Origin of the sequence: Ancylobacter mangrovi (assembly GCF_024752355.1) — a bacterium.
Taxonomy (GTDB): Bacteria; Pseudomonadota; Alphaproteobacteria; order Rhizobiales; family Xanthobacteraceae; genus Ancylobacter; species Ancylobacter mangrovi.
In genome coordinates this window covers 237,884-263,237 of sequence record NZ_JANTHZ010000001.1, presented here as the reverse complement: position 1 = coordinate 263,237, position 25,354 = coordinate 237,884, and the positions used below count along the sequence as shown (strand labels likewise).

22 protein-coding genes are annotated in these 25,354 nt (G+C 69.6%); 13 read left to right on the top strand and 9 right to left on the bottom strand.

The annotated features are described in order from the left end of the window. Position 1: 1 nt before the first annotated feature. Both NVS89_RS01180 and NVS89_RS01175 read right to left on the bottom strand, forming a co-directional pair. Positions 2–1,165 carry an OpgC family protein gene (locus NVS89_RS01180; RefSeq protein WP_258730643.1) on the bottom strand — a complete coding sequence of 388 codons (1,164 nt, stop codon included), beginning with the start codon at positions 1,163–1,165 and terminating at the stop codon, positions 2–4. A gap of 76 nt (positions 1,166–1,241) precedes the next feature. Then, positions 1,242–1,829, bottom strand: coding sequence for an HdeD family acid-resistance protein (locus NVS89_RS01175; protein WP_258730642.1), 588 nt, complete (start codon positions 1,827–1,829; stop codon positions 1,242–1,244). A 166-nt stretch (positions 1,830–1,995) separates the two neighbouring features. Here NVS89_RS01175 and NVS89_RS01170 point away from each other — a divergent pair, with 166 nt between their 5' ends. Beyond that, a complete protein-coding gene (locus NVS89_RS01170) occupies positions 1,996–2,604 on the top strand; it encodes an MOSC domain-containing protein (protein ID WP_258730641.1) in 609 nt (202 codons plus the stop codon). A 33-nt stretch (positions 2,605–2,637) separates the two neighbouring features. Here the strand turns inward: NVS89_RS01170 and NVS89_RS01165 are convergent, their stop codons facing one another. Further along, the gene (locus NVS89_RS01165; protein ID WP_258730640.1) at positions 2,638–3,732 is read right to left on the bottom strand and encodes a L,D-transpeptidase family protein; all 1,095 of its coding nucleotides are present in this window, start codon (positions 3,730–3,732) and stop codon (positions 2,638–2,640) included. 157 nt (positions 3,733–3,889) lie between these two features. Then, positions 3,890–4,483 carry a tRNA (N6-threonylcarbamoyladenosine(37)-N6)-methyltransferase TrmO gene (gene tsaA, locus NVS89_RS01160; protein ID WP_258730639.1) on the bottom strand — a complete coding sequence of 198 codons (594 nt, stop codon included), beginning with the start codon at positions 4,481–4,483 and terminating at the stop codon, positions 3,890–3,892. 85 nt (positions 4,484–4,568) lie between these two features. On the opposite strand from tsaA, the gene NVS89_RS01155 reads away from it, so the two are divergent. The 4 genes from NVS89_RS01155 to NVS89_RS01140 all read left to right on the top strand — a co-directional run bounded on the left by NVS89_RS01155 (position 4,569) and on the right by NVS89_RS01140 (position 11,176). Then, entirely contained in the window at positions 4,569–5,567 is a 999-nt protein-coding gene (locus tag NVS89_RS01155; RefSeq protein ID WP_258730638.1) for an ArsR/SmtB family transcription factor, read from the top strand. Beyond that, positions 5,567–6,487 (top strand): methylenetetrahydrofolate reductase [NAD(P)H], encoded by a 921-nt coding sequence (metF, locus tag NVS89_RS01150; RefSeq protein ID WP_258730637.1) that lies wholly within the window; start codon positions 5,567–5,569, stop codon positions 6,485–6,487. The genes NVS89_RS01155 and metF overlap by 1 nt, the downstream gene beginning before the upstream one ends. Positions 6,488–6,601: 114 nt before the next feature. Next, positions 6,602–10,345 (top strand): methionine synthase, encoded by a 3,744-nt coding sequence (gene metH, locus NVS89_RS01145; protein WP_258730636.1) that lies wholly within the window; start codon positions 6,602–6,604, stop codon positions 10,343–10,345. Positions 10,346–10,450: 105 nt separating this feature from the next. Beyond that, a complete protein-coding gene (locus NVS89_RS01140) occupies positions 10,451–11,176 on the top strand; it encodes an LssY C-terminal domain-containing protein (protein ID WP_258731490.1) in 726 nt (241 codons plus the stop codon). Between the two features lie 75 nt (positions 11,177–11,251). On the opposite strand, the gene NVS89_RS01135 is transcribed toward NVS89_RS01140, so the two are convergent. Both NVS89_RS01135 and NVS89_RS01130 read right to left on the bottom strand, forming a co-directional pair. After that, positions 11,252–12,028, bottom strand: a complete 777-nt coding sequence (locus tag NVS89_RS01135; RefSeq protein ID WP_258730635.1) for an outer membrane protein — start codon at positions 12,026–12,028, stop codon at positions 11,252–11,254. A gap of 133 nt (positions 12,029–12,161) precedes the next feature. After that, positions 12,162–13,430 carry an amidase gene (locus NVS89_RS01130; protein ID WP_258730634.1) on the bottom strand — a complete coding sequence of 423 codons (1,269 nt, stop codon included), beginning with the start codon at positions 13,428–13,430 and terminating at the stop codon, positions 12,162–12,164. Between the two features lie 209 nt (positions 13,431–13,639). Here NVS89_RS01130 and pdxY point away from each other — a divergent pair, with 209 nt between their 5' ends. The 8 genes from pdxY to NVS89_RS01090 all read left to right on the top strand — a co-directional run bounded on the left by pdxY (position 13,640) and on the right by NVS89_RS01090 (position 22,392). Continuing rightward, complete coding sequence (gene pdxY / locus NVS89_RS01125) at positions 13,640–14,488, top strand: pyridoxal kinase PdxY (protein ID WP_258730633.1); 849 nt, start codon at positions 13,640–13,642, stop codon at positions 14,486–14,488. 5 nt (positions 14,489–14,493) lie between these two features. Further along, entirely contained in the window at positions 14,494–15,390 is an 897-nt protein-coding gene (locus tag NVS89_RS01120; RefSeq protein ID WP_258730632.1) for a PhzF family phenazine biosynthesis protein, read from the top strand. Between the two features lie 27 nt (positions 15,391–15,417). Then, the gene (locus NVS89_RS01115) at positions 15,418–16,125 is read left to right on the top strand and encodes an NUDIX domain-containing protein (RefSeq protein ID WP_258730631.1); all 708 of its coding nucleotides are present in this window, start codon (positions 15,418–15,420) and stop codon (positions 16,123–16,125) included. A gap of 210 nt (positions 16,126–16,335) precedes the next feature. After that, entirely contained in the window at positions 16,336–17,370 is a 1,035-nt protein-coding gene (locus NVS89_RS01110; protein WP_258730630.1) for a BMP family protein, read from the top strand. A 133-nt stretch (positions 17,371–17,503) separates the two neighbouring features. Then, the gene (locus NVS89_RS01105) at positions 17,504–19,051 is read left to right on the top strand and encodes an ABC transporter ATP-binding protein (RefSeq protein ID WP_258730629.1); all 1,548 of its coding nucleotides are present in this window, start codon (positions 17,504–17,506) and stop codon (positions 19,049–19,051) included. A 37-nt stretch (positions 19,052–19,088) separates the two neighbouring features. Further along, positions 19,089–20,156, top strand: a complete 1,068-nt coding sequence (locus tag NVS89_RS01100) for an ABC transporter permease (RefSeq protein WP_258730628.1) — start codon at positions 19,089–19,091, stop codon at positions 20,154–20,156. Further along, positions 20,156–21,100, top strand: a complete 945-nt coding sequence (locus NVS89_RS01095) for an ABC transporter permease (RefSeq protein WP_258730627.1) — start codon at positions 20,156–20,158, stop codon at positions 21,098–21,100. Before NVS89_RS01100 ends, NVS89_RS01095 begins: the two co-directional genes overlap by 1 nt. Then, positions 21,097–22,392, top strand: a complete 1,296-nt coding sequence (locus tag NVS89_RS01090; protein WP_258730626.1) for an amidohydrolase family protein — start codon at positions 21,097–21,099, stop codon at positions 22,390–22,392. Before NVS89_RS01095 ends, NVS89_RS01090 begins: the two co-directional genes overlap by 4 nt. 220 nt (positions 22,393–22,612) lie before the next feature. Here the strand turns inward: NVS89_RS01090 and NVS89_RS01085 are convergent, their stop codons facing one another. From NVS89_RS01085 to pxpB, 3 genes are all read right to left on the bottom strand, one after another. Then, on the bottom strand, positions 22,613–23,365 hold the full coding sequence (locus NVS89_RS01085; RefSeq protein WP_258730625.1) for a GntR family transcriptional regulator: 753 nt from the start codon (positions 23,363–23,365) through the stop codon (positions 22,613–22,615). Positions 23,366–23,464: 99 nt separating this feature from the next. Then, on the bottom strand, positions 23,465–24,505 hold the full coding sequence (locus NVS89_RS01080; protein WP_258730623.1) for a 5-oxoprolinase subunit C family protein: 1,041 nt from the start codon (positions 24,503–24,505) through the stop codon (positions 23,465–23,467). Next, positions 24,502–25,260 carry a 5-oxoprolinase subunit PxpB gene (gene pxpB, locus NVS89_RS01075; RefSeq protein WP_258730622.1) on the bottom strand — a complete coding sequence of 253 codons (759 nt, stop codon included), beginning with the start codon at positions 25,258–25,260 and terminating at the stop codon, positions 24,502–24,504. The genes NVS89_RS01080 and pxpB overlap by 4 nt, the downstream gene beginning before the upstream one ends. Positions 25,261–25,354: the final 94 nt, after the last annotated feature.

The following is a 25,354-nucleotide window of genomic DNA, read 5'->3' as shown; positions in this document are numbered from 1 at the left end:
TTCAGCGATGTCTCCGCGCGGCAATCTCGCGCTCGATGCGACCATACCACGACAGCATCGCGGAAAGAGAAATCATTAGAACGATGCCGATTCCGCTGAGCGCGAACTGCATGGCGAGCGTCCCGGTGACCTCGTTGAGCACGAAATGCGCCGCGAAGGACAGGAACACGCCGAAGCAGAAGATCTCCAGCGAGTGCTGGCCGCACAGGATCATCGGCCGCAGCCAGATCGAGCGCAGCGCCGGCAGGTCGACCGGCACCAGCTTCACCACCACCACGGCGAGGGCGAGGAAATGCAGCAGGCGCAGCGGCGCGAGGTCGGTCTTGCTGATCGGATAGATGATTTCGCCGACCGATTCCGGCACCAGCCCTTCGAGCGGCGACCACCACCAGCTCACCACCACAAGCAGCGAAACCAGCAGATAGACCGTCGCCAGCGCCAGCACGACGCGCGAATGCACCAGCCCCGCGAGCCGGTCGCTGCCGCCGAGCCCGCACCAGCCGCCGAAGGTGAACAGGAACTGCCAGGCGAAGGGATTGAAGAACCACATCCGGTCGTCCGGATAGGCCGGCAGGTTGATGCCCCAGTGCCCCGCCGCCAGCCAGAGCAGGAACGAGGCGCCGAGCGTGAGGTCGGGTCGGCGCTTCAGCGCCCACAGCACGGCGGGGAAGGTGGCCAGCAGCACGATGTAGAGCGGCAGCACGTCCATGTTGGCCGGGCGGAACTTCAGCATCAGCGCCTCGACCAGCGCCACGTTCGGCTCGGCTAGGAACTGCAGCGCGCCCATCTCCTCCGCATAGAGCGGGTTGGAGAAGCTGCCGACGACGTAGGAAATCTCGGCGAGGTAGATGACGAACAGCAGCAGGAAGGCGACGTAGAGCTGCCAGGCCCGCCGCAGGATACGCGCCGAGGTGACGATCATGCCCGAGCGCTCCAGCTCACGGCCATACACCATGGCGGCGGTGTAGCCGGAGATGAAGACGAAGATCTCGGTGGCGTCGGAGAAGCCGAAATTCCGGTTGGTGATCCAGTTCACCACGTTGTTCGGGATGTGGTTCAGGAAGATGAACCACAGCGCCAGCCCCCGGAACAGGTCGAGGCGCAGGTCCCGACCGCTCGCCCCGGAGGGCGAGCGGCCAAAAGTCGACGGTGCCGCCGGCCGCAACCCTCCCGGAGAGGGTTCGGCCGGCTTTTCAAAAGGGATCGATCGGGGAACGACGCCCTGCCTCACGATGTCTCGCTCATCTCTTCAGGCCCAGCCCCAGCATCAGCACCGTAAATCCGTTGAAAAGAAGATCGACGCCGAGGAACAGGCCCAGAATCCACATGGAATTGATCGGCCACTGCACGGTGATCTCGATGCCGAGCAGGATGGCGATCACCGCCGAGAACAGGATCCAGCCCCAGCCGGGCGCCGGGCGCATCTGGAACGCGGCGATCAGGCGGAAGATGCCGCCTACGATCAGCGCCACGCCCAGCAGCAGGGTGAGCACGGTGGCGGCGAGATCCGGCTGGGCGAAGGCGAGGGCGCCGGCGGCGAGATAGAGGATGCCGTCGAGCAGCCAGAACAGGAAGCCGCCCCAGCCCTTGACCGAGAAGGCGTGGAAGATCTGCGCGACGCCGCCGACCACCATCATCGCGCCGATATAGTAGACGGAGATGAGGGTGCCGAGCAGGAGCCCGTAGGAGCTGCCGAGCGCGATGACACCGGCAATGATCATGATGATGCCGAGGGCGACGAACCACCCCCATTTGGCGTGGAGTTCCTTCAGATGACTCGCGAAGGAGCCGGCCGGCGTCTGGGGGACGGAATCGCTGGGAGTGGACATCGGTGTCGACCTCAATCTGACTGGCGCCACGCCGGCCGAGCACAACGCTCTTTGCCTTGTCCAGGTTCCGGTGGAGCCGATGGAGACGAGGTACTTTAACGCCACCGCCGCCGCCGCACAGTCGCAATTGCCCTATGGGCAAAACTTCACCCGGGATAACGCCGCCATGTCCTCTTCCACAGACCTGTTCGCCGAGCCGGACACCCTTCCCGCCCAACGGTTCCGGGCCCGGCTCGCGCGCACGCTGATCGCCGACGGCGAGGGCTTCGCGACGCGCGACGCGCCCCGCCTCCCGCTCACGCTCGAGGGCGTGCCGGGCGATCGCCATGCCGGCCATGCGCGGCCCGCTGATTCGCGCGTTCCCTGGTACCCGCGCGGGACCCCGATCCGCAATGCGCGCCAGCTCACCCTGGTGGCGCCGGACGAGCTCGACGCCATTGCGCGCCGCCTCGGGGTTCCCGAGGTCCGGCCGGAATGGATCGGCGCCAATCTGGTGGTGGAGGGAGTGGGGCGCCTGACATGGCTGCCGCCGGGCACGCGGCTTCATTTCCCCGGCGGGGCGGCGCTGGCTGTCGAGGGGGAGAATGCGCCGTGCCGCCATGCGGGGGCGGCGGTGGCGAGGGCCTGTCCCGGCGTGGCCGGGCTCGATCTGGCCTTCGTCAAGGCGGCCGCCGGGCTGCGCGGGCTGGTCGCCTGGGTGGAGCGGGCCGGCGAGATCGCCGCCGGCACCGATGTCGAGCTGCGCGTCCCCACGCAGCGGCTCTGGAGGCGCTGAGGCGCGCGGCGCCTCAGCGAAGCTCTACAGAGGTCAGCGGACGGCGACGCCCTGCGCGCTGGCCGTGGTGGCCTCGGCCGGGGCCTCGGCGGTCTTGGCCGGCGCGTTGCCCGGCAGGACGACCACCTTGGTGCCGACCTTCACCCGCTCATACAGGTCCTGCACATCCTCGTTGAGCATGCGGATGCAGCCGGAGGACATGAACTTGCCGATGGTCGAGGGCTGGTTGGTGCCGTGGATGCGGTATTCCGTGGCGCCGAGATACATGGTGCGCGAGCCGAGCGGGTTGCCCGGGCCGCCGGCCATAAAGCGCGGCAGGTAGGGCTGGCGCTCGATCATCTCCGGCGGCGGACGCCAGTCGGCCCATTCCTTCTTGGCCGAGATCTTCTGCGTGCCCGACCAGGTGAAGCCCTCGCGGCCGACACCGATGCCGTAGCGCTCGGCCTTGCCGCCGGGCAGCACGTAATAGAGGTAGGTGTTCGGCGTATCGATGACGATGGTGCCGGGCGCCTGCGTGGTCGCGTAGTCCACCACCTGGCGCTTCAGATAGTCTGGCAGCGCCTTCGGCGGCCCTTCCTCGGGCTGGTCCTCGGGCGGCAGCATGGCGACGCTGGAACCGTTGGCGCCGTAATTGTTGCTCACATCCGCGGGCGGCACCGAGCCGGTGGTGGCGGGCTGGCCGTAGGCGGCCTGCTGCTGCGCGGTCGAATCCGTGCGCACGCTGAGCGACCCGCCATAGGGCGAGGCCATGCCCGCCGGCGGCTGGCCGGAATAGGCGCCCGGCGGATAGCCGGCCGGCTGCGTCGACGGATTGGCATAGGGCGCATTGGCGACCGTGCTGGGCGCGGCCGAGGGGGCGGCGCCGGCAGCCGGCGGCTGGGAATAGCCGGGCTGCGCGTAATTGGCCTGCCCCTGCTGCAGCGGCTGCGGCGACTGGGCGCTGCCGGACGAGCCGTAGGGATCGAAAGCGGCCGGCACCTGCGCGTCCTCGACGGGCGCGGGATTGCCGGACGCGTCGTATCCTGGCTGCTCCTGCTGCACCGGATAATACTGGGCGCTGGCGGCTCCGACCGAACCGAGGACGGTGAGCGCGACGGCGGGAACGAGACTTAGGCGAACGACCATCATCTTGCCTTAGCTTCAAGCAGGAACGGTTGGCGCGAGTGCGTTTCCGCGAGGAGATGACGCAGGATCAAGGCAGGTTCAAGACCAGACTTGGACCTCATCGGGCATATGCCCCCGCGAATCTGCGTTCCGAGCGGTCGAGATGCATCAGTGCCACACTTCACTTAACGAAAGATTCACGCCGTTCGCAATGCCAGCCCACCACGGCCTCCGGATGGCAATCCGTCGAGGCGAAGTAGGGCTTGATATCGAGAAGCGGCGTCCCATCGAGGCAATCAAGTCCGATGACGCTCAGTCGGTTCCCTTCCATGCCGACGAGACGCACCGCGCTCATGGCGATCGGGTTCGGACGGGCGGGGCTGCGTAGCGCGAAAGTGCCACGGCCGCGGCCATATTGGCGCGGCACCTGCACCAGCAGGTCGCGCGGGGCGCGGTCCATCCAGTAGAGCAGCCACAGATGCGTCGTGCCCTCGAGCCCGTCGAGCGCGGGAACGAGGTCGGGGTCGAGCTCGACCGTGCAGACCTCCTCGCTCTCGCGCCCGTTCTTGGGGCAGCTCGCGCGGTCGGTCCAGGGCGTACGCAGCCGGCCGATGAAGTAAAGCCCGGCGTCCGGCCGTTCGGGCAGGGCGCGGGTGATCTCGCCGGGGCGCACGCCGAACTCGGATGCGCCTATGCCAGCCGAGGGCGTGTCCGTCGCGCCTTCCGGGCGGTTGCCGCCGGCCGCGTCGCTGCCATGCTCCATGTTCGTCCTCATCTTCAGCGCCACGATCTTCGCCGCCCGGCTTGCGCTGCGTCCGGAATAGACATAAAGATATCTTTATATCTCTCCTGGAGGCGGAATGTCGGTTTCCTCGCTCAGTTTCGCGCGTCTGCTCGACGGCCTCAAGGCGGCCGGCGAGGACACGCGGCTGCGCCTGCTCGCCCTGCTCGGCGAGGGGGAACTGACCGTGTCCGAGCTTACCGAGATCCTGGGCCAGTCGCAGCCCCGCATTTCCCGCCATCTCAAGCTCCTTGCCGAGGCCGGGCTGGTCGAGCGTTTCCGCGAGGCGAGCTGGGTGTTCTACCGCCGCGCCGTCGAGGCGCCGGGCGCGCCGCTGGCCGAGGCGCTGCTGGCGCTGATGGCGCCGGACGACGACATATTGCTGCGCGACCACGAGCGGCTGGAGGCGGTACGCGCCGCCCGCGCCGCCCATGCGCAGGACTATTTCCGCGCCCATGCCCATGAATGGGACGCCATCAGGCGCCTGCACGCGCCCGAGGTTGAGGTGGAGCAGGCTATCAAGGATTCGCTGCAAGAAGCTGACATTTCGTCGCTTCTTGACCTTGGGACAGGTACGGGGCGCATCCTCGAACTGTTCGCGCCGCGCATCGGGCGCGGGGTGGGCATAGACCTGTCCGCCGACATGCTCGCCGTCGCCCGCGCCAATCTGGAGCGCGCGGGCGTGCGCAACGCCACCGTCCGGCAGGGCGACATCTACAATCTCGCTCTGCCGCGTGATGCCTTCGACGTGGTCATCATCCACCAGGTGCTCCACTTCCTCGAGGACGCGCCGCGCGCGCTCAAGGAGGCGGCCCGGGTGCTGAGGCCCGGCGGCCGGCTGCTGGTGGTCGATTTCGACCCGCACGAGCTCGAATTCCTGCGCGAGCAGCACGCCCATCGCCGGCTCGGCTTCGCGCCCGAGATCATGGACAGCTGGCTGTCCCAGGCCGGCCTCGTGCCGCAGTCCCACCGCTCGCTGGCCCCGCGGGCCGACGGAAAGCTCACCGTTTCCCTCTGGCTTGCCCGCGACCCGCGCGTCGCCACGGCGCAGGCCCAACAGAACAAGGAGGTCGCCTGATGTCGTCGGATATCGAGCGCCGCAGCCGCCGCGCCGGCGGACGGCCGATTTCGGTCTCGTTCGAGTTCTTCCCGCCCAAGACGCCGGAGATGGAGGCCACGCTGTGGAACTCCATCACCCGCCTCGAGCCGCTGGCGCCGAAATTCGTCTCCGTCACCTATGGCGCGGGCGGCTCCACCCGCGAGCGCACCCACGCCACGGTGGAGCGCATCGTCAAGGAGACCCGTCTCGCCCCGGCGGCGCATCTGACCTGCGTCTCCGCCTCGCGGGACGAGGTCGACGAGGTCGTGCGCGGCTACTGGGCGGCGGGCGTGCGCCACATCGTGGCGCTGCGCGGCGACCCGCCGGGCGGCGTCGGCCAGGCCTACGAGCCGCATCCGCAGGGCTATGCGAGCTCGGCCGAGCTCGTCGCCGGCGTGCGACGCGTCGCCAATTTCGAGGTCTCGGTGTCGGCCTATCCGGAAAAGCACCCCGAGAGCGCGTCGTTCGAGACCGATCTCGACATCCTCGCCGCCAAGGTGGATGCCGGCGCCACCCGCGCCATCACCCAGTGCTTCTTCGATAACGACTTGTACTTCAGCTTCCTCGACAAGGTGCAGGCACGCGGCATCGACGTGCCGGTCGTGCCGGGCATCCTGCCGGTGACCAACTTCAAGCAGGCGGTGAACTTCGCCACCAAGACCGGCACCTACATGCCGTCCTGGCTGGCGGGGCGGTTCGAGGGGCTCGACAACGACCCCGAGACCCGCAAGCTCATCGCCGCGGCGGTGGCGGCCGAGCAGGTGTTCGACCTGCTTGATCGGGGCGTCACCGAATTCCATTTCTATACGCTCAACCGCGCCGACCTCGTCTACGCGATCTGCCACCTGCTGGGCCTGCGCCCGCCGCGGGAGGCGGGTGCCGGGCAGGCGGCGGCGTAAAACCTGCTGACGAAACCGGATGGTGTTCTGCTAAGCATCGCCGACGCGATGCGCGCAGGCGCCCCTCACCCCAACCCTTCCCCCCTCGGGGGAGGGAGAAGAAAGTGCTCCGTCATGGCTGACGCACCGAACCCGACCGTCGATACCCTCGCTGCCCTCCGGGAGGCCGCCGCGCAGCGCATCCTCGTGCTCGACGGGGCGATGGGGACGATGATCCAGCAGCTCAAGCTGGACGAGGCCGGCTATCGCGGCGAGCGCTTCGCGAGCTGGAATCGCGACCTCAAGGGCAATAATGACCTGCTCAACCTGACGCGGCCCGAGGCGGTGCGCGACATCCATCTCGCCTACTTCATGGCCGGCGCCGACATCGTCGAGACCAACACCTTCTCCGGCACAACCATCGCCATGGCCGACTACGGCATGGAGAGCCTCGTCTACGAGCTCAATTTCGAGGGCGCGCGCCTCGCCAAGGAGGCGGCGAAGCTGGCGGAGGCGAAGGACGGCCGCCGCCGCTTCGTCGCCGGAGCCATCGGCCCGACCAACCGCACCGCCTCGATCTCGCCGGACGTGAACGACCCCGGCTTCCGCGCGACCTCGTTCGACGAGCTGGCGACCGCCTATGGCGAGCAGGCTGCCGCGCTGGTCGACGGCGGCGCCGACCTGCTTCTGATCGAGACCATCTTCGACACGCTGAACGCCAAGGCGGCGATCTTCGCCGTCGAGCGGCTGTTCGCCGAGCGTGGCATCCGCGTGCCGGTGATGATCTCCGGCACCATCACCGATCTGTCCGGCCGCACGCTGTCCGGCCAGACGCCGGAGGCGTTCTGGAACTCGCTGAGCCACGCCCGGCCCTTCTCCATCGGCCTCAACTGCGCGCTCGGCGCCAAGGAGATGCGCGCCCATATCGACGAGCTCTCGCGCATCGCCGACACCTTCGTCTGCGCCTATCCCAATGCGGGCCTGCCCAACGAGTTCGGCCTCTATGACGAGAGCCCGGAGGCGATGGCCAAGCTCGTCGGCGAGTTCGCCGCTTCGGGGCTCGTCAACATCGTCGGCGGCTGCTGCGGCACCACGCCGGACCATATCCGCGCGCTGGCGCAGGCCGTCGCGCCGCACGCGCCGCGCACCGTGCCGGAGATCGAGCCGCGCCTGCGCCTGTCCGGCCTCGAGCCGTTCGAGCTGACGCCGCAGATCCCGTTCGTGAATGTCGGCGAGCGTACCAACGTCACCGGCTCGGCGCGCTTCCGCAAGCTGATCACCAATGGCGACTATGCCGCCGCGCTCGCGGTCGCCCGCGACCAGGTGGAGAACGGCGCGCAGGTCATCGACATCAACATGGACGAGGGCCTGCTCGATTCCGAGAAGGCGATGGTGACCTTCCTCAACCTGCTCGCCGCCGAGCCGGACATTGCCCGCGTGCCGGTGATGGTCGACTCGTCCAAGTGGAGCGTGATCGAGGCCGGGCTGAAGTGCATCCAGGGCAAGGGCATCGTCAACTCGATCTCCATGAAGGAGGGCGAGGACGCATTCCGCCATCATGCCCGGCTGGTGCGTGCCTATGGCGCAGCGGTGGTGGTCATGGCCTTCGACGAGAAGGGCCAGGCCGACACCTATGAGCGCAAGGTCGAGATATGCTCGCGCGCCTACCGCATCCTCGTCGACGAGGTCGGCTTCCCGCCCGAGGACATCATCTTCGACCCGAACATCTTCGCGGTCGCGACCGGCATCGAGGAGCACTCGGGCTACGGAGTCGCCTTCATCGACGCGACCCGCGCCATCCGCCAGCGGCTTCCCCACGCCCACATTTCGGGCGGCGTGTCGAACCTGTCGTTCTCGTTCCGCGGCAACGAGCCGGTGCGCGAGGCGATGCATGCCGTGTTCCTCTACCACGCCATCGCGGCGGGGATGGACATGGGCATCGTCAATGCCGGCCAGCTCGCGCCCTATAGCGAGATCGAGCCGGAGCTGCGCGAGGCCTGCGAGGACGTGGTGCTCAATCGCCGCGAGGACGCGACCGAGCGCCTGCTGGCGATCGCCGAGCGCTTCCGCGGCGGCGGGCGCGAGAAGAAGGAGGCCGACCTCACCTGGCGCACCCTGCCGGTCGAGAAGCGGCTCGAGCACGCGCTGATCAACGGCATCACCGAATTCGTCGGGGCCGACACCGAGGAGGCGCGCCAGAACGTCGAGCGCCCGCTGCACGTCATCGAGGGCCCACTGATGGCCGGCATGAACGTGGTCGGCGACCTGTTCGGCGCCGGCAAGATGTTCCTGCCGCAGGTGGTGAAGTCCGCCCGCGTGATGAAGCAGGCGGTCGCCTATCTCATGCCCTTCATGGAGCAGGAGAAGAAGGAGATGGGTCTGGAGGACGTCCCCGCCGCCGGCAAGGTGCTGATGGCGACGGTGAAGGGCGACGTCCACGACATCGGCAAGAACATCGTCGGCGTCGTGCTCCAGTGCAACAATTACGAGGTGATCGACCTCGGCGTCATGGTGCCGACCGCCAAGATCCTCGAGACCGCGAGGGAGCGTAAGGTCGACGTGATCGGGCTCTCCGGCCTCATCACCCCCTCGCTCGACGAGATGGTGCATGTCGCCGCCGAAATGGAGCGCGAAGGCTTCGACCTGCCGCTGCTGATCGGCGGGGCGACGACTTCGCGCGCCCATACGGCGGTGAAGATCGCCCCGCAATATCTGAACGGGCAGGCGGTCTACGTCACCGACGCCAGCCGCGCGGTGGGCGTGGTCTCGAGCCTTCTGAACGAGAACACCCGCGCCGGCTACGCGGCGAATGTGCGCGCCGAATACGCCAAGCTCGCCGAGGCCCATGCCCGCAGCGACCGCAACAAGGTCCGGGTGCGGCTGGAGGATGCGCGCGCCAACCGTCTCGCGCTCGACTTCGACGGCTACGAGGCGCCGGCGCCGGCCTTCCTCGGCACCCGCGTGTTCGAGACCTACGATCTCGGCGAGCTGGTGCCCTATATCGACTGGACGCCCTTCTTCCAGTCCTGGGAGCTGACCGGCCATTTCCCTGCCATCCTCGACGACGCAAAGGTGGGCCCCGCCGCCCGCGCGCTCTATGACGACGCGCGCCGGATGCTGGAGCGCATCGTCGCCGAGAAGTGGCTCACCGGGCGCGCCGTGGTCGGCTTCTGGCCGGCCAACACGGTCGGCGACGACATCGTGCTGTTCGAGGACGAGGCGCGCGAGCGCGAGCTCGCCACGCTGCACACGCTGCGCCAGCAGATGGCCAAGCGCGAGGGCCGCACCAACCTGGCGCTGGCCGACTTCGTCGCGCCGAAGAGCACCGGCGTGCCGGACTATGTGGGCGGCTTCTGCGTCTCGACCGGCTTCGGCGAGCATGAGCGCTCGGAGGCCTTCAAGGCCGCGCATGACGACTATTCGGCCATTCTCCTGAAGGCGCTGGCGGACCGGCTGGCGGAGGCCTTCGCCGAGCGGATGCACGAGCGCGTGCGCCGCGAGTTCTGGGCCTATGCGAAGGACGAGGCGCTCGACAACGAGGCGCTGATCAAGGAAGCCTATCAGGGCATCCGCCCGGCGCCGGGTTATCCGGCCCAGCCCGACCACACCGAGAAGGCGACGCTGTTCCGCCTGCTCGACGTGACGGCGACGATCGGGGTCGAACTGACCGAGAGCTTCGCCATGTGGCCGGGCGCGGCGGTGTCGGGGCTCTATTTCGCCCATCCCGACGCCTCCTATTTCGGCGTCGGCCGGATCGAGCGCGACCAGGTCGAGGACTACGCGGCCCGCAAGGGGATGAGCGTGGAGGAGGCCGAGCGCTGGCTGGCGCCGGTGCTCAACTACGATCCGGTGGGCTATAAGTCTGTCGCGGCGGAGTGACGCCGCGCGGGGAGCAGGGCGGTGACGAGCCGGCACGGCACGAGACGGCGGATCTGGCACTGGGTCCTGGCCGCGTTCCTGGTCTGGGCGGCGGCGGCCTATGTGATGCTGCCGCGGCTGTGGACGCATTACGAGGACCAGCCCGGCATCCGTCACCTGCCGATGGTGACCGAGACCAAGCAGGGCATTCCGGGCGATCCGATCGACGTCGGCCTGGTCGGCCGGCAGCAGGACGTGATCCAGGCCATGATCGCGGCCGGATGGCGCCCGGCCGATCCGGTGACGCTCAAGTCGAGCATTGACATCGTCGGCTCGGTGCTGCTCGACCGCCCGGACCCGCAGGCGCCGGTGAGCCCGCTCTTCTATGACGGGCGCAAGCAGGACCTCGCCTTCGAGAAGGAGGTCGGCCGCAGCGCCGACCGGCGCGACCATGTGCGGTTCTGGAAGGTGCTGGAGCGGGGCGAGGAGGGCGATCCGGTCTGGCTCGGCTCGGCGACCTATGATCGCGGCGTCGGGCTCAGCCACGACACCGGCGCGGTTACGCATCATATCGGTCCGGATGTCGACGCCGTGCGCGACCTGCTGATCGACGACCTGAAGGCTGCCGGCGTGGTGCGCGTCGTCTATCAGGTGACCGGGCTCGGCCCGACCCTGTTCGGCCGCAATGGCGGCGGCGATCCCTATTACACCGATGGCGAGATCTGGTTCGCCCGCCTCATGCCCGATGGCGAGAAGAACCCGAAGCCCGCGACCATCATCGCGCCGCCGCCCTCCGTGGGCGCGAAGGACGCCATATGGAGCGCGGTCGCCGATCTTGTCGGCGTCGAGTGAGACGCCGAAAGGACGAGCGGGCCGGCGAAGCCGCCGTCACCCGCTCTCCCGTTCGCGTGACGCCGCAGCGCCGGCTCAGAACTTGTAGTTCACGCCGACCTTGATGGTCTGCAGCTTGGCGTCGATGTCCGTGCTGGACGAGCCGTCCCAGGTGATGTCGCCCAGGTCGGCGTAGAGATATTCGATCTTCGCCGTCCAGTTGTCGGTGAAGGCGTATTCGAGGCCGGCACCCACCGTCCAGCCCCACAGCGTGTCGCTGCTGGACGCGGAACCCGACAGACCCGGCTGGTAGACGCCGTTGATGTAGTTGCTCACATCCCCGGAGGCTTTGACGTTGCCCCAGGCGAGACCGCCGGTGACGTAGGGCAGGAAGCGGTCCATCGCGTAGCCGAGGCGGGCACGGATGGTGCCGAAGGCCTCGATCTTGGTCCGGACCGACCCGTAGCTCTCGGCGAGAACGCCGGGTGCGGTGGCGTAGGCGTAATAGTTCAGCTTGTCGTCGAGCGAGCCGAAATCGAAATCGGCCTCGACGCCCAGCACGACGTTGTTGATGAACTGGTAGTTGTAGCCGAGCTGGAAGCCGCCGAACCAACCTTCCGGATCGACGCCACCCGTGTAGCTGTAACCGTCCCAGCCCCCGTAGTAATAATTGAAGTAACGGTCCCAGGGCGCGGAACCGTCACCCCACCCGTAACCGACGTTCGCGCCGAGATAGAAGCCGGTCCAGGTGAACACCGGAACGGCCACGATCGGCGGCGGAGCCTTGACGGGGTAGGACATATCGGCCGCGAAGGCCGGAACGGCAAGCGCAGCACCGGCCACGCTGCCTAGCAGAAGCGACTTGAGGCTCATCTGGCTCTCTCCCCCAAAGGAAAACGCCCAACTATTCGACGACAATCCTTAGTAAATTGTCGCTAGTCAAGGGAGGAGATGAAATTGGTATTACCTTACGTCTTTATCTGTATTCGTTGGGAACGTTACTGCGTCACGCAGCGGCAATCGCCCGCTCCAGAAACCGCGCGGCGCCAAGCGTCGCCTTGTCGCGACCGAAGCGGCCTACAACCTGGACGCCCATCGGCAGCCCGCTCGCCCCGGTGAGGCCGGCGACGTTCACGCAAGGAGCGCCGCTCAGCGTCCACAGCCTGTTGAACATCGGCGAGCCGGTGCTGGCGTGGCCTTCCGGTGCTTCGCCCGGAGCGGAGAAGGTGAGGAGCGCGTCATACCCGGCGAACAGGTCCGCCAGCGCGTGGCGCCCGCGCCGGGCGGTGCGGCGGGCGGCGTCGTAGGTTTCCGGCGCGATGGTCATCCCGTCGGCGAGATAGGCGGCGAGCATGTCCGAGAGCTGCTCGCGATGCCGGTCCCATTCGTCCGCGAAGGCCAGAGCGGCCTCGTAGGACTGGATCACGCCCTGCGCCTCGTCGCTCGCCTCGATCTCCGGCGGCAGCTCGATCTCGGTGACGCGCGCGCCCGCCTTGCGCGCCGCCTCGGCGGCGGCCTCCAGCGCGGCGTGGGCGTCGGGCGAGGCCTGGTCGGCGCGCGCGGTCTTCGCCAGCGCGAAATGGGGCGCCTCGCTCTCCTCGTCCGGCTGCAGGTCGCGCCCGGTCATCGCCGCGGCCGCGAAGGCGACGTCGCCGACATGGGCGCCGAACAGGCCGATCGTGTCGAGCGACCAGGCAAACACCTTGAGGCCCAGCACCGGGATCAGCTTGAAGGACGGCTTGTAGCCGGTGACCCCACAGAAGGAGGCCGGGCGGATCACCGAGCCGGCGGTCTGCGTGCCGAGTGCGAGCGGCAGCATGCCCGCCGCGACCGCCGCCGCCGATCCCGCCGAGGAGCCTCCCGGCGTGTGGGCGTGGCGGCGCGGGTTGCGCGTGGCAGCCGGCTTCATGAAGGCGAATTCGGTGGTCGCCATCTTGCCCGCCATCACCGCGCCGGCCCGCAGCGCCATGCGCACGACCGCCGCGTCGGTGGCCGGGAGGTAGCCGGCATAGAGCGGCGAGCCCCGCTCGGTCGGCAGCGCGGCCGTGTCGAGCACATCCTTGATGCCGATTGGCAGGCCGGCGAGCGGGCGCTCGGCGAGCCCCGCCTCGCGCGAGCGGGCGAGCATGCCGTCGAGGTCGAGCGTGGCGAAGGCGCGCACCTGCGGCTCCTGCGCGCGGATCGTCTCGGCGCAGCGTTCGGCGATGTCGGCGGGGGTGAGGCGCCCGGCGCGCACGGCGTGGGCGAGGGCGGCGGCGGAGAGCATCTCGGTCATGGCCCTGCCTGTGGCATGGGCCGGGACGCCGGGCAAGGGGTGCCGGGCAAGGGGCGCAGGAGCGCGCGCTGGCGGCGAACCGGCCGGATGCGGCGCGGGCAGCGGGGACACATGCGTCAACATTATGGGTTTGCTCACCGATTTTCGTTTGAGCCCTTGCGTCGCGCACGATAAGCGCGGATCGTTCCAACCGGTCGGGGCGCGCGCATATGAACATCCTGTCGATACAGAGCTGGGTTGCCTATGGTCATGTCGGCAACGCCTCCGCCATGTTCCCCATGCAGCGGCTCGGCCACGAGGTGTGGGGCATCCACACCGTGCAGTTCTCGAACCACCCCGGCTACGGCGCCTGGCGCGGCGAGGTGTTCGGCGGCGAGCTGATCCGCGAGCTGGTCGGCGGCATGGAGGACCGGAACGTGCTGCCGCGCTGCGACGGCGTGCTCTCGGGCTACATGGGCGCGGCCGATATCGGCGACGCCATCCTCGACACGGTCGGGCGGGTGAAGGCGGCCAACGCCGCCGCGCATTACTGCTGCGACCCGGTGATCGGCGACGTCGGGCGCGGCATCTTCGTGCGGCCCGGCATCCCCGAATTCATGCGCGAGCGGGCGGTGCCGGCGGCGGACCTGATCACGCCGAACCAGTTCGAACTCGACTATCTCTCCGGCCAGACGACGACCACGCTGGCCGATGCGCGGGCCGCCTGCGCGGCGGTGCACGCCACGGGGCCGCGCGTCATCATGGTGACCAGCCTGCACACGGAGGATACCCCGGCCGACGCGATCGACCTGATGGCGTCCGGCCCGGACGGGGCCTTCCGCGTGCGCACGCCCAAGCTTGACATCTCGGTCAACGGTGCGGGCGACGCCATCGCCGCGCTGTTCTTCGTGCACTGGAAGAGCACCCATTCCACCGCCGAGGCGCTCTCCAAGGCCGCCTCCTCGGCCTATGGCTTGCTTGCCCGCACCGCGGCCGCCGGTTCGCGGGAGATCCTGACCGTGGCGGCGCAGGACGAATTCGTGACGCCCTCGCGCGTCTTCACACCGGAGAAGCTTTGAGCGCCATGGCACGCCGTTTCGTCATTCTCGACGTCTTTACGGACCGGATCCTTTCGGGCAACCCGCTCGCCGTCGTGCTCGACGCGGACGGGCTGGACGGAAACCAGATGCAGGCCATCGCCCGCGAGTTCAACCTCTCCGAGACGGTGTTCGTGCTGAAGCCCGAGGAGGAGGCGAGCCGCGCGCGGCTGCGCATCTTCACCGTCAATCACGAGCTTCCCTTCGCCGGCCATCCCACGGTGGGCACCTCGGTGCTGCTGGCGCTGCGCGACGAGGTGGAGACCAGCACCGATTTCGCGCTGGAGGAGAATGTCGGGGTCATTCCCTGCCATGTGAACGTGCGCGGCGAACGCGCGGGCTCGGCCACCTTCACCGTGCCGCGGGTGCCGGAGATCGTGGATGTCGAGCCGATGAGCCGTGAGGCCTGCGCCCAGGCGCTGGGCCTCGACCTCGACGACATCGGCTTCGACGACTATCAGCCGGTCGTCGCCTCGGCCGGGGTGCCCTTCGTGTGCATCCCGCTCGCCTCGCGCTCGGCGCTGGCCCGCATCAGCCCCAGCGCCGGCCGGCTGATCGGCACCTTCGGCGGCGAGGCGGACTCGGTCTATGTGTTCTGCCGCGACGAGGACGGGGAGGGCGACCTGCGCGCGCGCATGTTCGCCGCCAATATGGGCATCGACGAGGACCCGGCCACGGGCTCGGCGGCCGCCTCGCTGGCGGCGGTGCTGATGGCCGGCGAGAAGCCGGAGGATGGCTTCCACGCCTTCGACATCCTGCAGGGGGTCGAGATGGGACGGCCCAGCCTGGTGCGGCTGGGGCTGGAGGTCGAGCAGGGCGAGCTGGTCGCGGTGACCATCGGCGGCGGCGCGGTCATCGTCTCCGAGGGCGTCATCCATGTCTGAGGGCCGCAGCGGGACCGCGGGCGGCGCGTGACGGACGCCTCCGCCATCGACATGATCGAGCTCGACCGGCTCGATCTCCATCTCGATTCCGGGCCCTGCGCCTATTCGCAGCGCCATCGGGCGGCGATCGACGCCCATTTCGCGCGGCTGCTGCGCGAACGCCCGGAACTGTGGAACGGGCGCGTGCTGCTCTTGGGCGAGGGCGCCATCGCCGGCCGCACGCTGCGCGGGCACTGCGTCGAGACCGACTACGCGACGCTGCTCTGGCTGCTGCGCGAGGACGCCGTGCCCGATCTGCGCAACTGCTTCGCCGCCGCCGCGCTGCGCGGCTCGGATGGCGGCTTCGTGCTGGCGCGCCAGGCGCCATGGACCTTCAATGCCGGGCGCGTCTACTTCGCCACCGGCACGCCTGATCCCTCCGACGTCACGTCAGACGGGCGGGTGGACCTCGAAGCCGGCATGTGGCGCGAACTCGCCGAGGAGACCGGCCTCAGGGCGGCCGATTTCGCGTCGGCAAGCGGCTGGGTCGCGCTGCGCGACGCGCGGCGCATCGTGCTGATGCGCGAGCTCGTCGCGCCGGTGAGCGCGGAGATGCTGGCCGCCCGCATCCGCGGCTTCATCGCCCGTGAGGACCGGCCCGAGGTGGACGAGGTCGTCATCGCCCGCAGCGAGGCCGATCTCGGGCCGGCCATGCCCGATTTCATCATCCGCTACCTGCGCGCCGTCTGGGCCTAGCGCACCCCGCCGACACCCTTCCGGCATCCCGTCCGACACGCCGCCCGGCCTCCGGCGCGGCGCAACCGGCTTGACGTTGGGGACGATCCGAAAAAGGCTCGTGACTTTTCGGACTGAACAGTTCGAAATTGGCATGGCAATCGCATGGAATTCGGTCCAAGCGGTCCGCAATTCAGCGCGCCGCCGCCCCTTTGCTCGGGAGAAGTTAAGATGGTCGACACGTCCGAAAGCCTGCCGCTCTTCTCGTCAGGCCAGATTGACCGGCGGCGGCTGCTCGCGCTCGGCGCGGGGGCGCTCGCCTTCAGCACGTTCAGCGGTGCGGCTCTGGCCGCCAAGGAAAAGCCGATCAAGGTCGCCGCGATCTTCACGGTGCCGGTCGAGCAGCAGTGGGTCTCGCGCATCCACAAGGCGCTCAAGGCCGCCGAGGCGCGCGGCGACATCACCTACAAGTTCTCCGAGAACGTCGCCAACACCGACTACGAGCGCGTCATGCGCCAGTATTCGCAGGAAGGCGCCGACCTCGTCGTCGGCGAAGTCTTCGCGGTGGAGCGCCCGGCGCGCAAGGTTGCGGCGGACTATCCCGATACTGCCTATTTGATGGGCTCGTCCTTCGGTCCGACCAAGCCCAATTTCTCGGTGTTCGACAATTTCATCCACGAGCCGTCCTTTCTCACCGGCATGGTGGCCGGCAAGCTGACCAAGTCGAACATCATCGGCCTGGTTGGCGGCTACGCCATCCCGGAGGTCAACCGGCTGATGCAGGCCTTCATGGAGGGCGCGGTCTCGGTGAACCCGGACGTGAAGTTCCTCGTGACCTTCATCAACAGCTGGTACGACCCGCCCAAGGCCAAGGAGGCGGCTTTCGCCCAGATCGACAAGGGCGCGGACATTCTCTACGCCGAGCGCTTCGGCGTCTCGGACGCCGCCAAGGAGCGCGGCATCAAGGCGATCGGCAACGTCATCGACACCGCCGGCGACTATCCCGGCACGGTGGTCGCCTCCGCCCTGTGGCACATGGAGCCGACCGTCGACCGCGCCATCAAGGCGGTGATGGACGGCACCTTCACCGCAGAGGATTACGGCCCGTTCAGCTACATGGCCCAGGGCGGCGCCAGCCTCGCCACGCTCGACCCCAAGCTCGTGCCGCCGGAGGTGATCGACCTCGTCCTGCTCAAGGAGAAGGAGATCAAGGACGGCCTGTTCCGGGTCAACGTGAACGACGCCGAGCCCAAATCCACCATGTGAGGGCCGCGCCTCTCCCTTCGCGGGAGAGCGCGAGGACGGGGGGAGCGTGCTTCCCTCGTCCGGCCGCGACGCGGCCGACCTGTCCCGGCCGGGACGAGGGTCCAGACAAGGCAACCGGTTGCGGCTCCAGCTCATGCATCCCGATCCCCGACCCCTCGTGCTCTCGCTGACCGGCATCACCAAGCGCTTCGGTCCGCTGACGGCCAATGACCGCATCGACCTCGACGTGCGCGCGGGCGAGATCGTCGCCCTGCTCGGCGAGAACGGCGCCGGCAAGACCACGCTGATGAGCATCCTGTTCGGCCACTACGTCGCCGACGAGGGGACGGTGAACGTCGCCGGCACGGGCGGGCAGCTCGCGCCCCTGCCGGGCGGCTCGGCCGAGGCGGCGCTGGAGGCGGGCATCGGCATGGTGCACCAGCATTTCGCGCTGGCCGAGAACCTCACCGGCTTCGAGAACATCGTGCTCGGCACCCAGTCGCTGTGGAGCACCCGGCTGAAGCGCCGCGAGGCGCGGGCGCGGGTCGAGCGCCTGATCGAGGAAAGCGGGCTGGCCGCCGACCTCGACGTGCCGGTGGCGCGGCTCTCGGTCGGCGAGCAGCAGCGCATCGAGATTCTGAAGGCCCTCTATCGCGACGTGCGCGTGCTCATCCTCGACGAGCCGACCGCCGTGCTGACGCCGCAGGAGGCGGACGGGCTCGCCGCCACCGTGCGCCGGCTGGCGGGGAGGGGTCTCGCCGTCATCTTCATCAGCCACAAGCTGCACGAGGTGCTGGCCCTGTGCGAGCGCGTCGTGGTGCTGCGCGGCGGCGCCAAGGTGGCGGACCGGCCGACCGCCGGCGCCGACCGGGCGACGCTGGCCGAGCTGATGGTCGGCCGCGCCATCCCCGCGCGCGAGCGCCCGCCCACCACGCCCGGCGCGTCGGTGCTGGAGCTGCGGGCGGCGAGCGTCGGCAAGCCCGGCCAGCGCGACCGGTTGGAGGCGGCCGATCTGGTGCTGCGCGCCGGCGAGATCGTCGGCATCGCCGGCGTGTCGGGCAACGGGCAGGGCGCGCTGGCCGCGCTCGTCGCCGGGCTCGCGGCCGCCCGCTCGGGCGAGGTGACGATCGCCGGCGCGCCGGCGGGCGAGGCCGACCCCGCCGGCCGGATCGCCGCCGGGGTCGGGCGCATTCCCGAGGACCGCCATCGCGACGGCACCATCGGCGCGCTCAGCGTCGCCGAGAACTACGTGCTGGAGACCGTTTCCGAGGCCGGCAACCAGGCCTTCGGCTTCCTTCGCCGCGCCGGCATCCGGGCGCGCACGGGGGAGGCCATCAGGGCCTATGACATTCGCTGCCCCGGGCCCGACGCGGCGATCCGCGCCCTGTCCGGCGGCAACATGCAGAAGGTGGTGCTGGCCCGGGTGCTGGAGCGCGCGCCGCGCCTCATCCTCGCCCATCAGCCCACGCGCGGCCTCGACATCGGCGCCACCACCGAGGTGCATCGGCGCCTGATCGCCGCGCGCGGGCGCGGGGCGGGGGTGCTTCTGATCTCCGAGGATCTCGACGAGCTGTTCGCGCTGTCCGACCGCATCGCCGTGGTCCATGCCGGGCACCTGTCGCCGGCCATGGTGGCAGAAGGGCTCGACGTGCGCACGGTCGGGCTGATGATGGCCGGCCACATGCCCGGGGAGGCCGCGTGATGGTTCGCCCGACGCACAGAAGCCGGAGGGGCGCGCGATGATCCGTTTCGTGCCGCGCGAGCGCACGCCGCTCTGGCTCACCATCGCCGTGCCGGTCGGCTCGGGCCTCGCCGCGCTGCTGCTCACCGCCCTCCCGCTGGCGCTCTCCGGCGCGCCGATCCTCGACGCATTCCGGCTGATGGCGCTCGGCGCGGCCGGCAGCGGCTTCGCGCTCGCCGAGACGCTGACCCGCGCCACGCCGCTGATCTTCACCGGGCTGGCGGCGGCGGTCGCGTTCCGCGCCAAACTTTGGAACATCGGCGCCGAGGGCCAGCTCTATGCCGGGGCGCTGGCGACCGTCGCGCTCGGCGCCGGGCTGATCGAGGCGCCCGCCTATGTGCTGCTGCCGCTGGTGCTGCTCGCCGGCGCGCTGGCCGGCGCCGCGCTGCTGCTCGTGCCGGTGCTGTTCAAGTCGCGCTTCGGCGCCGACGAGGTGGTCGTCACGCTGCTGATGAACTTCATCGTGCTGCTGTTCGTGCAGATGATGATCGAGGGCCCGATGAAGGACGAGATGGCGCTCGGCTGGCCGCAATCCGCCCCCGTGCTCGACGAGGCGACGCTGCCCAAGCTCTTCACCGGGCTCAGGCTCCACTGGGGCCTCGTCATCGCCGTCGCCGCCGCCGTGCTGCTGCACGTGCTGATCTCGCGCACCGTGTGGGGCTTCCGCATCCGCGCGGTGGGCGAGAACGCCCGCGCCGCCCGCTATGCGGGCCTGCCCGTGGGCCGCTCGCTGGCGCTGGTCGGCCTGCTGTCGGGCGGGCTCGCCGGCCTTGCCGGGGCGAGCGAGGTGGCGGGGCTGAAGGGCTACCTCACCTCAGACCTCTCGCCCGGCTTCGGTTATGCCGGCATCGTGGTGGCGACGCTGGCCAATCTCTCGCCGCTCGGCGTCGTCCCCTCGGCGATCTTCATCGCTGCCGTCTTCGTCGGCGCGGACAGCATGAGCCGGGCGATCGGCGTCTCCAACTATCTCGCCGACCTCGTCGTCGCCTTCGCGCTGCTGAGCGTGCTGATCGGCGGCCTGCTGACGCGCTTCCGCCTCGTCCTCGTCCGCCGGGAGGCCGCCTGATGCTCGACGCGCTGGACATCCTGCTGCAGGCCAATTTCTGGGCCGCGACCATCCGCATCGCCACGCCGCTGATCTTCGGCGTGCTCGGCGCGTTGCTGTGCGAGCGGGCGGGCGTGCTCAATCTCGGCATCGAGGGCATCTTCGTCGCCGGCGCCATGTCGGGCTGGCTGGCGGTCTATCTCGGCCTGCCGCTCTGGGGCGGCGTGCTGGTGGCCGCGCTGGTGGGCGCCGGCTTCGGCCTCGTCCATGGCGTGCTCACCGTGCCGCTCGGCCTGTCGCAGCACGTCACCGGCATCGGGGTGACGCTGCTCGCGACCTCGGCTGCCTATTTCGGTTATCGCGTCGCCTTCCCGAATGTCGGCACGCCGCCGCGCATCGAGCCCTTCCCCCCGCTCGACGTGCCGGTCATCGGGAATCTTCCCTTCATCGGCCCGATCGTGGGACAGCAGACCGCCTTCACCGTGCTCGCCTTCGCCTGCGTCATCCTCGTCGCCTTCGTGCTGGCGCGCACGCCGCTCGGCCTCGCGCTGCGGGCGGTGGGCGACAATCCCGAGGCGGTGGAGGCGCAGGGGCTTTCCGTGGTCGGGCTGCGCATGGGCGCGGTGATGGCCGGCTCGGCGCTGATGGCGCTGGGCGGCGCCTTCCTCACCCTGTCCGCCTTCAACGCCTTCTATTTCGGCATGATCAACGGGCGCGGCTGGGTGTGCATCGCGCTCACCGTGTTTGCCTCGTGGCGGCCGGGCAAGGCGCTCGTCGGCGCGCTGCTGTTCGGCGCGCTCGATGCCTACCAGCTCCGGCTGCAAACCATCACCGGCGGGGCGGTGCCGAGCCAGATCTTCCTCATGCTGCCCTATATTTTCTCCATCGCCGCGCTAGTGCTGGTGGCCCGCCGCGCCGACTATCCGCGCGCTCTCATGAAGCCCTATTTCAAAGGTCAGCGATGAGCCTCGATCTCCTGATACGCAATGCCCGCCTGCCCGACGGCCGGATGGGCGTCGACATCGCCTGCGCGAACGGGCGCATCGTCGCGGTGGAAGCGGGTATCGAGACCGAGGCGGCCCGCGTGATCGACGCCGCCGGCCAGCTCGTCGCGCCGCCCTTCGTCGACGTTCATTTCCATATGGACGCGACGCTCTCGCTCGGCCTGCCGCGGATGAACCGCTCCGGCACGCTGCTGGAGGGCATCGCGCTGTGGGGCGAGTTGAAGCCGCTCCTCACCCATGAGGCGGTGATCGAGCGCGCGCTCGCCTATTGCGACCTCGCGGTGAGCCAGGGCCTGCTCGCCATCCGCTCCCATGTCGACATCTGCGACGACCGGCTGCTGGCGGTCGAGGCGCTGCTCGACGTCAGGGAGCGGGTGAAGGACTATATCGACCTCCAGCTCGTCGCCTTCCCGCAGGACGGCTACTACCGCTCGCCGACCGCCGCGCGCAATCTCGAGCGCGCGCTCGACATGGGCGTCGACGTCGTCGGCGGCATTCCCCATTTCGAGCGCACCATGGCGGACGGCGCCGCCTCGCTCAAAGCGCTGTGCGAGATCGCCGCCGCGCGCGGGCTGCGCGTCGACATCCATTGCGACGAGACCGACGACCCGATGTCGCGCCACATTGAGGCGCTGAGCTACGAGACGCAGCGGCTCGGCCTTCAGGGCAGAGTGGCGGGCTCGCACCTCACCTCCATGCACTCCATGGACAATTACTACGTCTCCAAGCTGATCCCGCTGATGGCCGAGGCGGGCGTGCACGCCATCGCCAATCCGCTGATCAACATCACCCTGCAGGGCCGCCACGACACCTACCCGAAGCGGCGCGGCATGACCCGCGTGCCGGAGCTGCGGGCGGCGGGGATCAACGTCGCCTTCGGCCATGACTGCGTGATGGACCCCTGGTACTCGCTCGGCTCGGGCGACATGCTGGAAGTGGCGCACATGGCGCTGCATGTCGGTCAGATGACCTCGCGCGAGGCGATGACCTGGTGCTTCGAGGCGGTGACGACCAACCCCGCCCGCATCATGGGGCTGGAAGGCTACGGCATCGCGCCGGGCTGCAACGCCGACCTCGTCGTGATGCAGGCCGCCGACCCGATCGAGGCGATCCGGCTCAAGGCGACGCGGCTGTTCGTCGTGCGCCGCGGGCGGGTGATCGCCGAGGGCACGCCGCGCGCCTCGGTGCTCGACCTGCCGGGCCGCCCGCAGGTGGTGGACCCCGCCGCCTACGCGCCGCACGAGGCGGAATGAGGCGAGGCGGCGGTTGAATCGGTTTGTGAACGGGGCGCGGAGTCGGATTGCGCGCCCCCTGCGGCCAACCGATTGAAAAGACAGCACATATCCGGCGCCGTTGAATCGGATCGGCAAGAGGGGCCGCACGGAAGGGCCGGCGCCGCGAAGCCGGCGGGGTGAATGAATCACCTTGTGCGGAACAGGCCGCAAGCGCCTGTTCCGTCTCGTTTTTCCCGCGTCAACGCAGCAGGTCGACGTCGAGCTGCACGCAGTCGCCGCGATAGATGATATCGGCGACATAGACCACGACGTCGTTCTCGTCCTCGACCACGAGATGCGCCTCGACAGTCGGGAAGCCGATGCCGGTGGCGAGCAGGTTGGCGACGCGCGGCTCCACCGTGCCGACGATGAAGCTCTGCTGCGCCCGCTTCACCTTGAGGCCGTCCAGCGTGGCGATGACGCTGATGGTCGGCTCGCGGTCGAAGCGCTCGGGCGCGAGCGCGTAGATGCGCTCGTCGAAATAGACCTTGGCGAAGGAATAGGGCTGGCCGCGCCGCGACTGCACGCTCTCCAGATAGCGGTAGTGCGGGGCCGGGGTGCCGTCCTCGGGGCGGATCGGCGGCGGGGGCGGGTTGGTCGTCACCGGCAGGAAGCGCGGCACGTTGGCGCCGATCGTGCCCGCCAGCGAGTGCCATTTCAGGTCCAGCTTGAGCCAGCGCTTCTCCTCGACCGAGCCGGAGACGAAGGTGCCCTTGCCCTGGATGCGGCGTACCAGCCCCTCGCTCTGCAGCACCTCGACCGCCTGCCGGACGGTGACTCGGGCGACCCGGAACTCCGCCTCGAGCTCCTGCAGCGTGGAGATCTTCTCGTTCGGCTTCCACACGCCGTCTTCGATCCGGCGGCGGATGACGCCCGCGATCTGCAGATAGCGCGGCACCGGGCTGCGGCGGTAGTCGGGATTGGCCAGAGCGGCCGCGGAATCCTTGAGCATCGGCAGTGTCGTTTCCCAGGGCGGCCTTGCATTGGCGCCGGAATCAGTCAGGTCGTCCTATCTTCAGTATCATGCAATCCTATCCGGCGCTCGGCGCCGTTACTCGCTTTCGAAGGCGGATACAACGCCGGAGATGAGATTCTCGCCGAACAGGGCCGCTTCATCGATGCGCGCACCCTCCCGTACCGGCGTGAGCGAGGCGAGCAGGCGGCCGATCTCGGTTTCGAGCCGGCGCCGCGCCTCCTCCGCCTCGGCGACCGACACCGCGGCGAAGCGCAGCTCGGCGCCCGGCAGCAGGCGCCCGGCGGCGGGCAGGTCGGCGGAGATGAGCGTGGCGATCTTGGCGTAGCCGCCGATGGTCTGGTGGTCCGCCAGCAGCACGATCGGCAGGCCCGAGCCCGGCACCTGGATCGAGCCGCCGGCAATGCCGTCCGAGACGATGTCGGCGCTCTCCCGGAAGGCGAGCGGCGCGCCCTCGAGCCGCATGCCCATTCGGTCCGCCTCGCGCGAGACTCGGTAGGGCGTGCCGAGGAAGGTGGCGAGGCCGTCCTCGGTGAAGGCGTCGGCCTGCGGGCCCAGCACCACCCGCAGCGGCCCCTCCGGGGCGAGGGCGGGCGGGCGCGGCAGTTCGAGCGGCGGCCCCGCCGCCGGCGCCGGGCCGAGCGGCAGCACGTCGCCCGGCGCGACGGGGCGCCCCTCCAGCCCGCCGAAGCCGCCCTTCAGGTCGGTGGCGCGCGAGCCAAGCACGAGCGGCACGTCGATCCCGCCCGCGACTGCGAGCACCGCGCAGCCGCTGCCGCCCAGCGCGCCGATGCGCACCCGCGCGCCGGCCGGCACGTCGACCGCCCGCCACGCGGGGAAGCGCTGCGTGTCGCCCTCGGTCGTGACCTCGATGGTCGCGCTCGCGCCGGCCAGCGCGAGGCGTGCCGGCCCGCCTTCCACGGTGAAGGCCGGCCCGGCCAGCCGGCACTCCAGCGCGGCCGCATCCGGCGCGTTGCCGACCAGCGCATTGGCGAGCCGCAGTGCGACCATGTCGAGCGCGCCGCACACCGGCACGCCGAACGCCTGGAAGCCGATGCGGCCGCGGTCCTGCACCGTCATCTGCGGGCCGGGCTGGGTGACATGCAGGCGCGCGCTCATGCCGGCACCTCGCAGTCGGGCAGATAGGCGCTGTCGGCGACCTGACGGCACACGTCCGCGTGGGTGTCCGCGTCGACCGGGACGAAGCGCACCCCGTCCCCGGGCGCGAACAGCGTCGGCGGGCTGTGCGAGGGGTCGAACAGGCGCACCGGCGTGTTGCCGAGCAGCCGCCAGCCGCCCGGCGAGGCGACGGGGTAGATGCCGGTCATGCGCTGGGCGATGGCGACCGAGCCCGGCGGCACCCGCACGCGCGGGGTCGAGAGGCGCGGCAGGTCGAGCTCGGGCACCAGGTCGCCCATATAGGCGAAGCCGGGCAGGAAGCCTTGGACATAGACGCGGTAGACCTCGCCGGCATGGCGGACGACCACCTCCTCCGGCGAGAGGCCGGTGACGCCGGCGACGTCGTCGAGATCGGGGCCGGCCTCGCCGCCATAGAGCACCGGGATCCGCCAGATTCGCGCCAGCGCGCCATGCGTCGCCTCGCCGAGGTCGAGCGCGCCGACGATGTCCTGCAGCGCGGCGGCGCTGGTCAGGGTCGGGTCGTAATGCACCAGCAGCGAGCGGAAGGTCGGCACGGTCTCGACCAGCCCGGCCGGCGCCGCTTCGGCGAGCACGGCGGCGGCGCGATGGACGTGGGCATTGATATTGGGCGCGATGCGCGCGCCGAACTCCACCGCGAAGGCGGTGTCGCCTACCGGCAGGAAGCGCGCCAGCGCGCCGATGCGCCCGTCCGCCCGCTCGTGCGGTTCGCCCATGCTTCCTCCCCGTGGCAACGCCCGTCGGCCGCCCCGGAACCGGCCGTTGCGGCAATCGTACTAATGTTAGTATGTTTGAGCTTGAATTCCATTA

Bases quoted from the DNA above. Each gene is read 5' to 3' on its own strand.
- NVS89_RS01130 (WP_258730634.1), bottom strand. From the start codon at position 13,430: ATGACCGAGATGCTCTCCGCCGCCGCCCTCGCCCACGCCGTGCGCGCC.
- NVS89_RS01090 (WP_258730626.1), top strand. From the start codon at position 21,097: ATGAGCCTCGATCTCCTGATACGCAATGCCCGCCTGCCCGACGGCCGG.
- NVS89_RS01120 (WP_258730632.1), top strand. From the start codon at position 14,494: ATGGCACGCCGTTTCGTCATTCTCGACGTCTTTACGGACCGGATCCTT.
- NVS89_RS01170 (WP_258730641.1), top strand. From the start codon at position 1,996: ATGTCCTCTTCCACAGACCTGTTCGCCGAGCCGGACACCCTTCCCGCC.
- NVS89_RS01135 (WP_258730635.1), bottom strand. From the start codon at position 12,028: ATGAGCCTCAAGTCGCTTCTGCTAGGCAGCGTGGCCGGTGCTGCGCTT.
- NVS89_RS01085 (WP_258730625.1), bottom strand. From the start codon at position 23,365: ATGCTCAAGGATTCCGCGGCCGCTCTGGCCAATCCCGACTACCGCCGC.
- pdxY (WP_258730633.1), top strand. From the start codon at position 13,640: ATGAACATCCTGTCGATACAGAGCTGGGTTGCCTATGGTCATGTCGGC.
- tsaA (WP_258730639.1), bottom strand. From the start codon at position 4,483: ATGAGGACGAACATGGAGCATGGCAGCGACGCGGCCGGCGGCAACCGC.
- NVS89_RS01110 (WP_258730630.1), top strand. From the start codon at position 16,336: ATGGTCGACACGTCCGAAAGCCTGCCGCTCTTCTCGTCAGGCCAGATT.
- NVS89_RS01140 (WP_258731490.1), top strand. From the start codon at position 10,451: ATGCTGCCGCGGCTGTGGACGCATTACGAGGACCAGCCCGGCATCCGT.
- NVS89_RS01095 (WP_258730627.1), top strand. From the start codon at position 20,156: ATGCTCGACGCGCTGGACATCCTGCTGCAGGCCAATTTCTGGGCCGCG.
- metF (WP_258730637.1), top strand. From the start codon at position 5,567: ATGTCGTCGGATATCGAGCGCCGCAGCCGCCGCGCCGGCGGACGGCCG.
- NVS89_RS01100 (WP_258730628.1), top strand. From the start codon at position 19,089: ATGATCCGTTTCGTGCCGCGCGAGCGCACGCCGCTCTGGCTCACCATC.
- metH (WP_258730636.1), top strand. From the start codon at position 6,602: ATGGCTGACGCACCGAACCCGACCGTCGATACCCTCGCTGCCCTCCGG.
- NVS89_RS01155 (WP_258730638.1), top strand. From the start codon at position 4,569: ATGTCGGTTTCCTCGCTCAGTTTCGCGCGTCTGCTCGACGGCCTCAAG.
- NVS89_RS01175 (WP_258730642.1), bottom strand. From the start codon at position 1,829: ATGTCCACTCCCAGCGATTCCGTCCCCCAGACGCCGGCCGGCTCCTTC.
- pxpB (WP_258730622.1), bottom strand. From the start codon at position 25,260: ATGGGCGAACCGCACGAGCGGGCGGACGGGCGCATCGGCGCGCTGGCG.
- NVS89_RS01105 (WP_258730629.1), top strand. From the start codon at position 17,504: ATGCATCCCGATCCCCGACCCCTCGTGCTCTCGCTGACCGGCATCACC.
- NVS89_RS01165 (WP_258730640.1), bottom strand. From the start codon at position 3,732: ATGATGGTCGTTCGCCTAAGTCTCGTTCCCGCCGTCGCGCTCACCGTC.
- NVS89_RS01080 (WP_258730623.1), bottom strand. From the start codon at position 24,505: ATGAGCGCGCGCCTGCATGTCACCCAGCCCGGCCCGCAGATGACGGTG.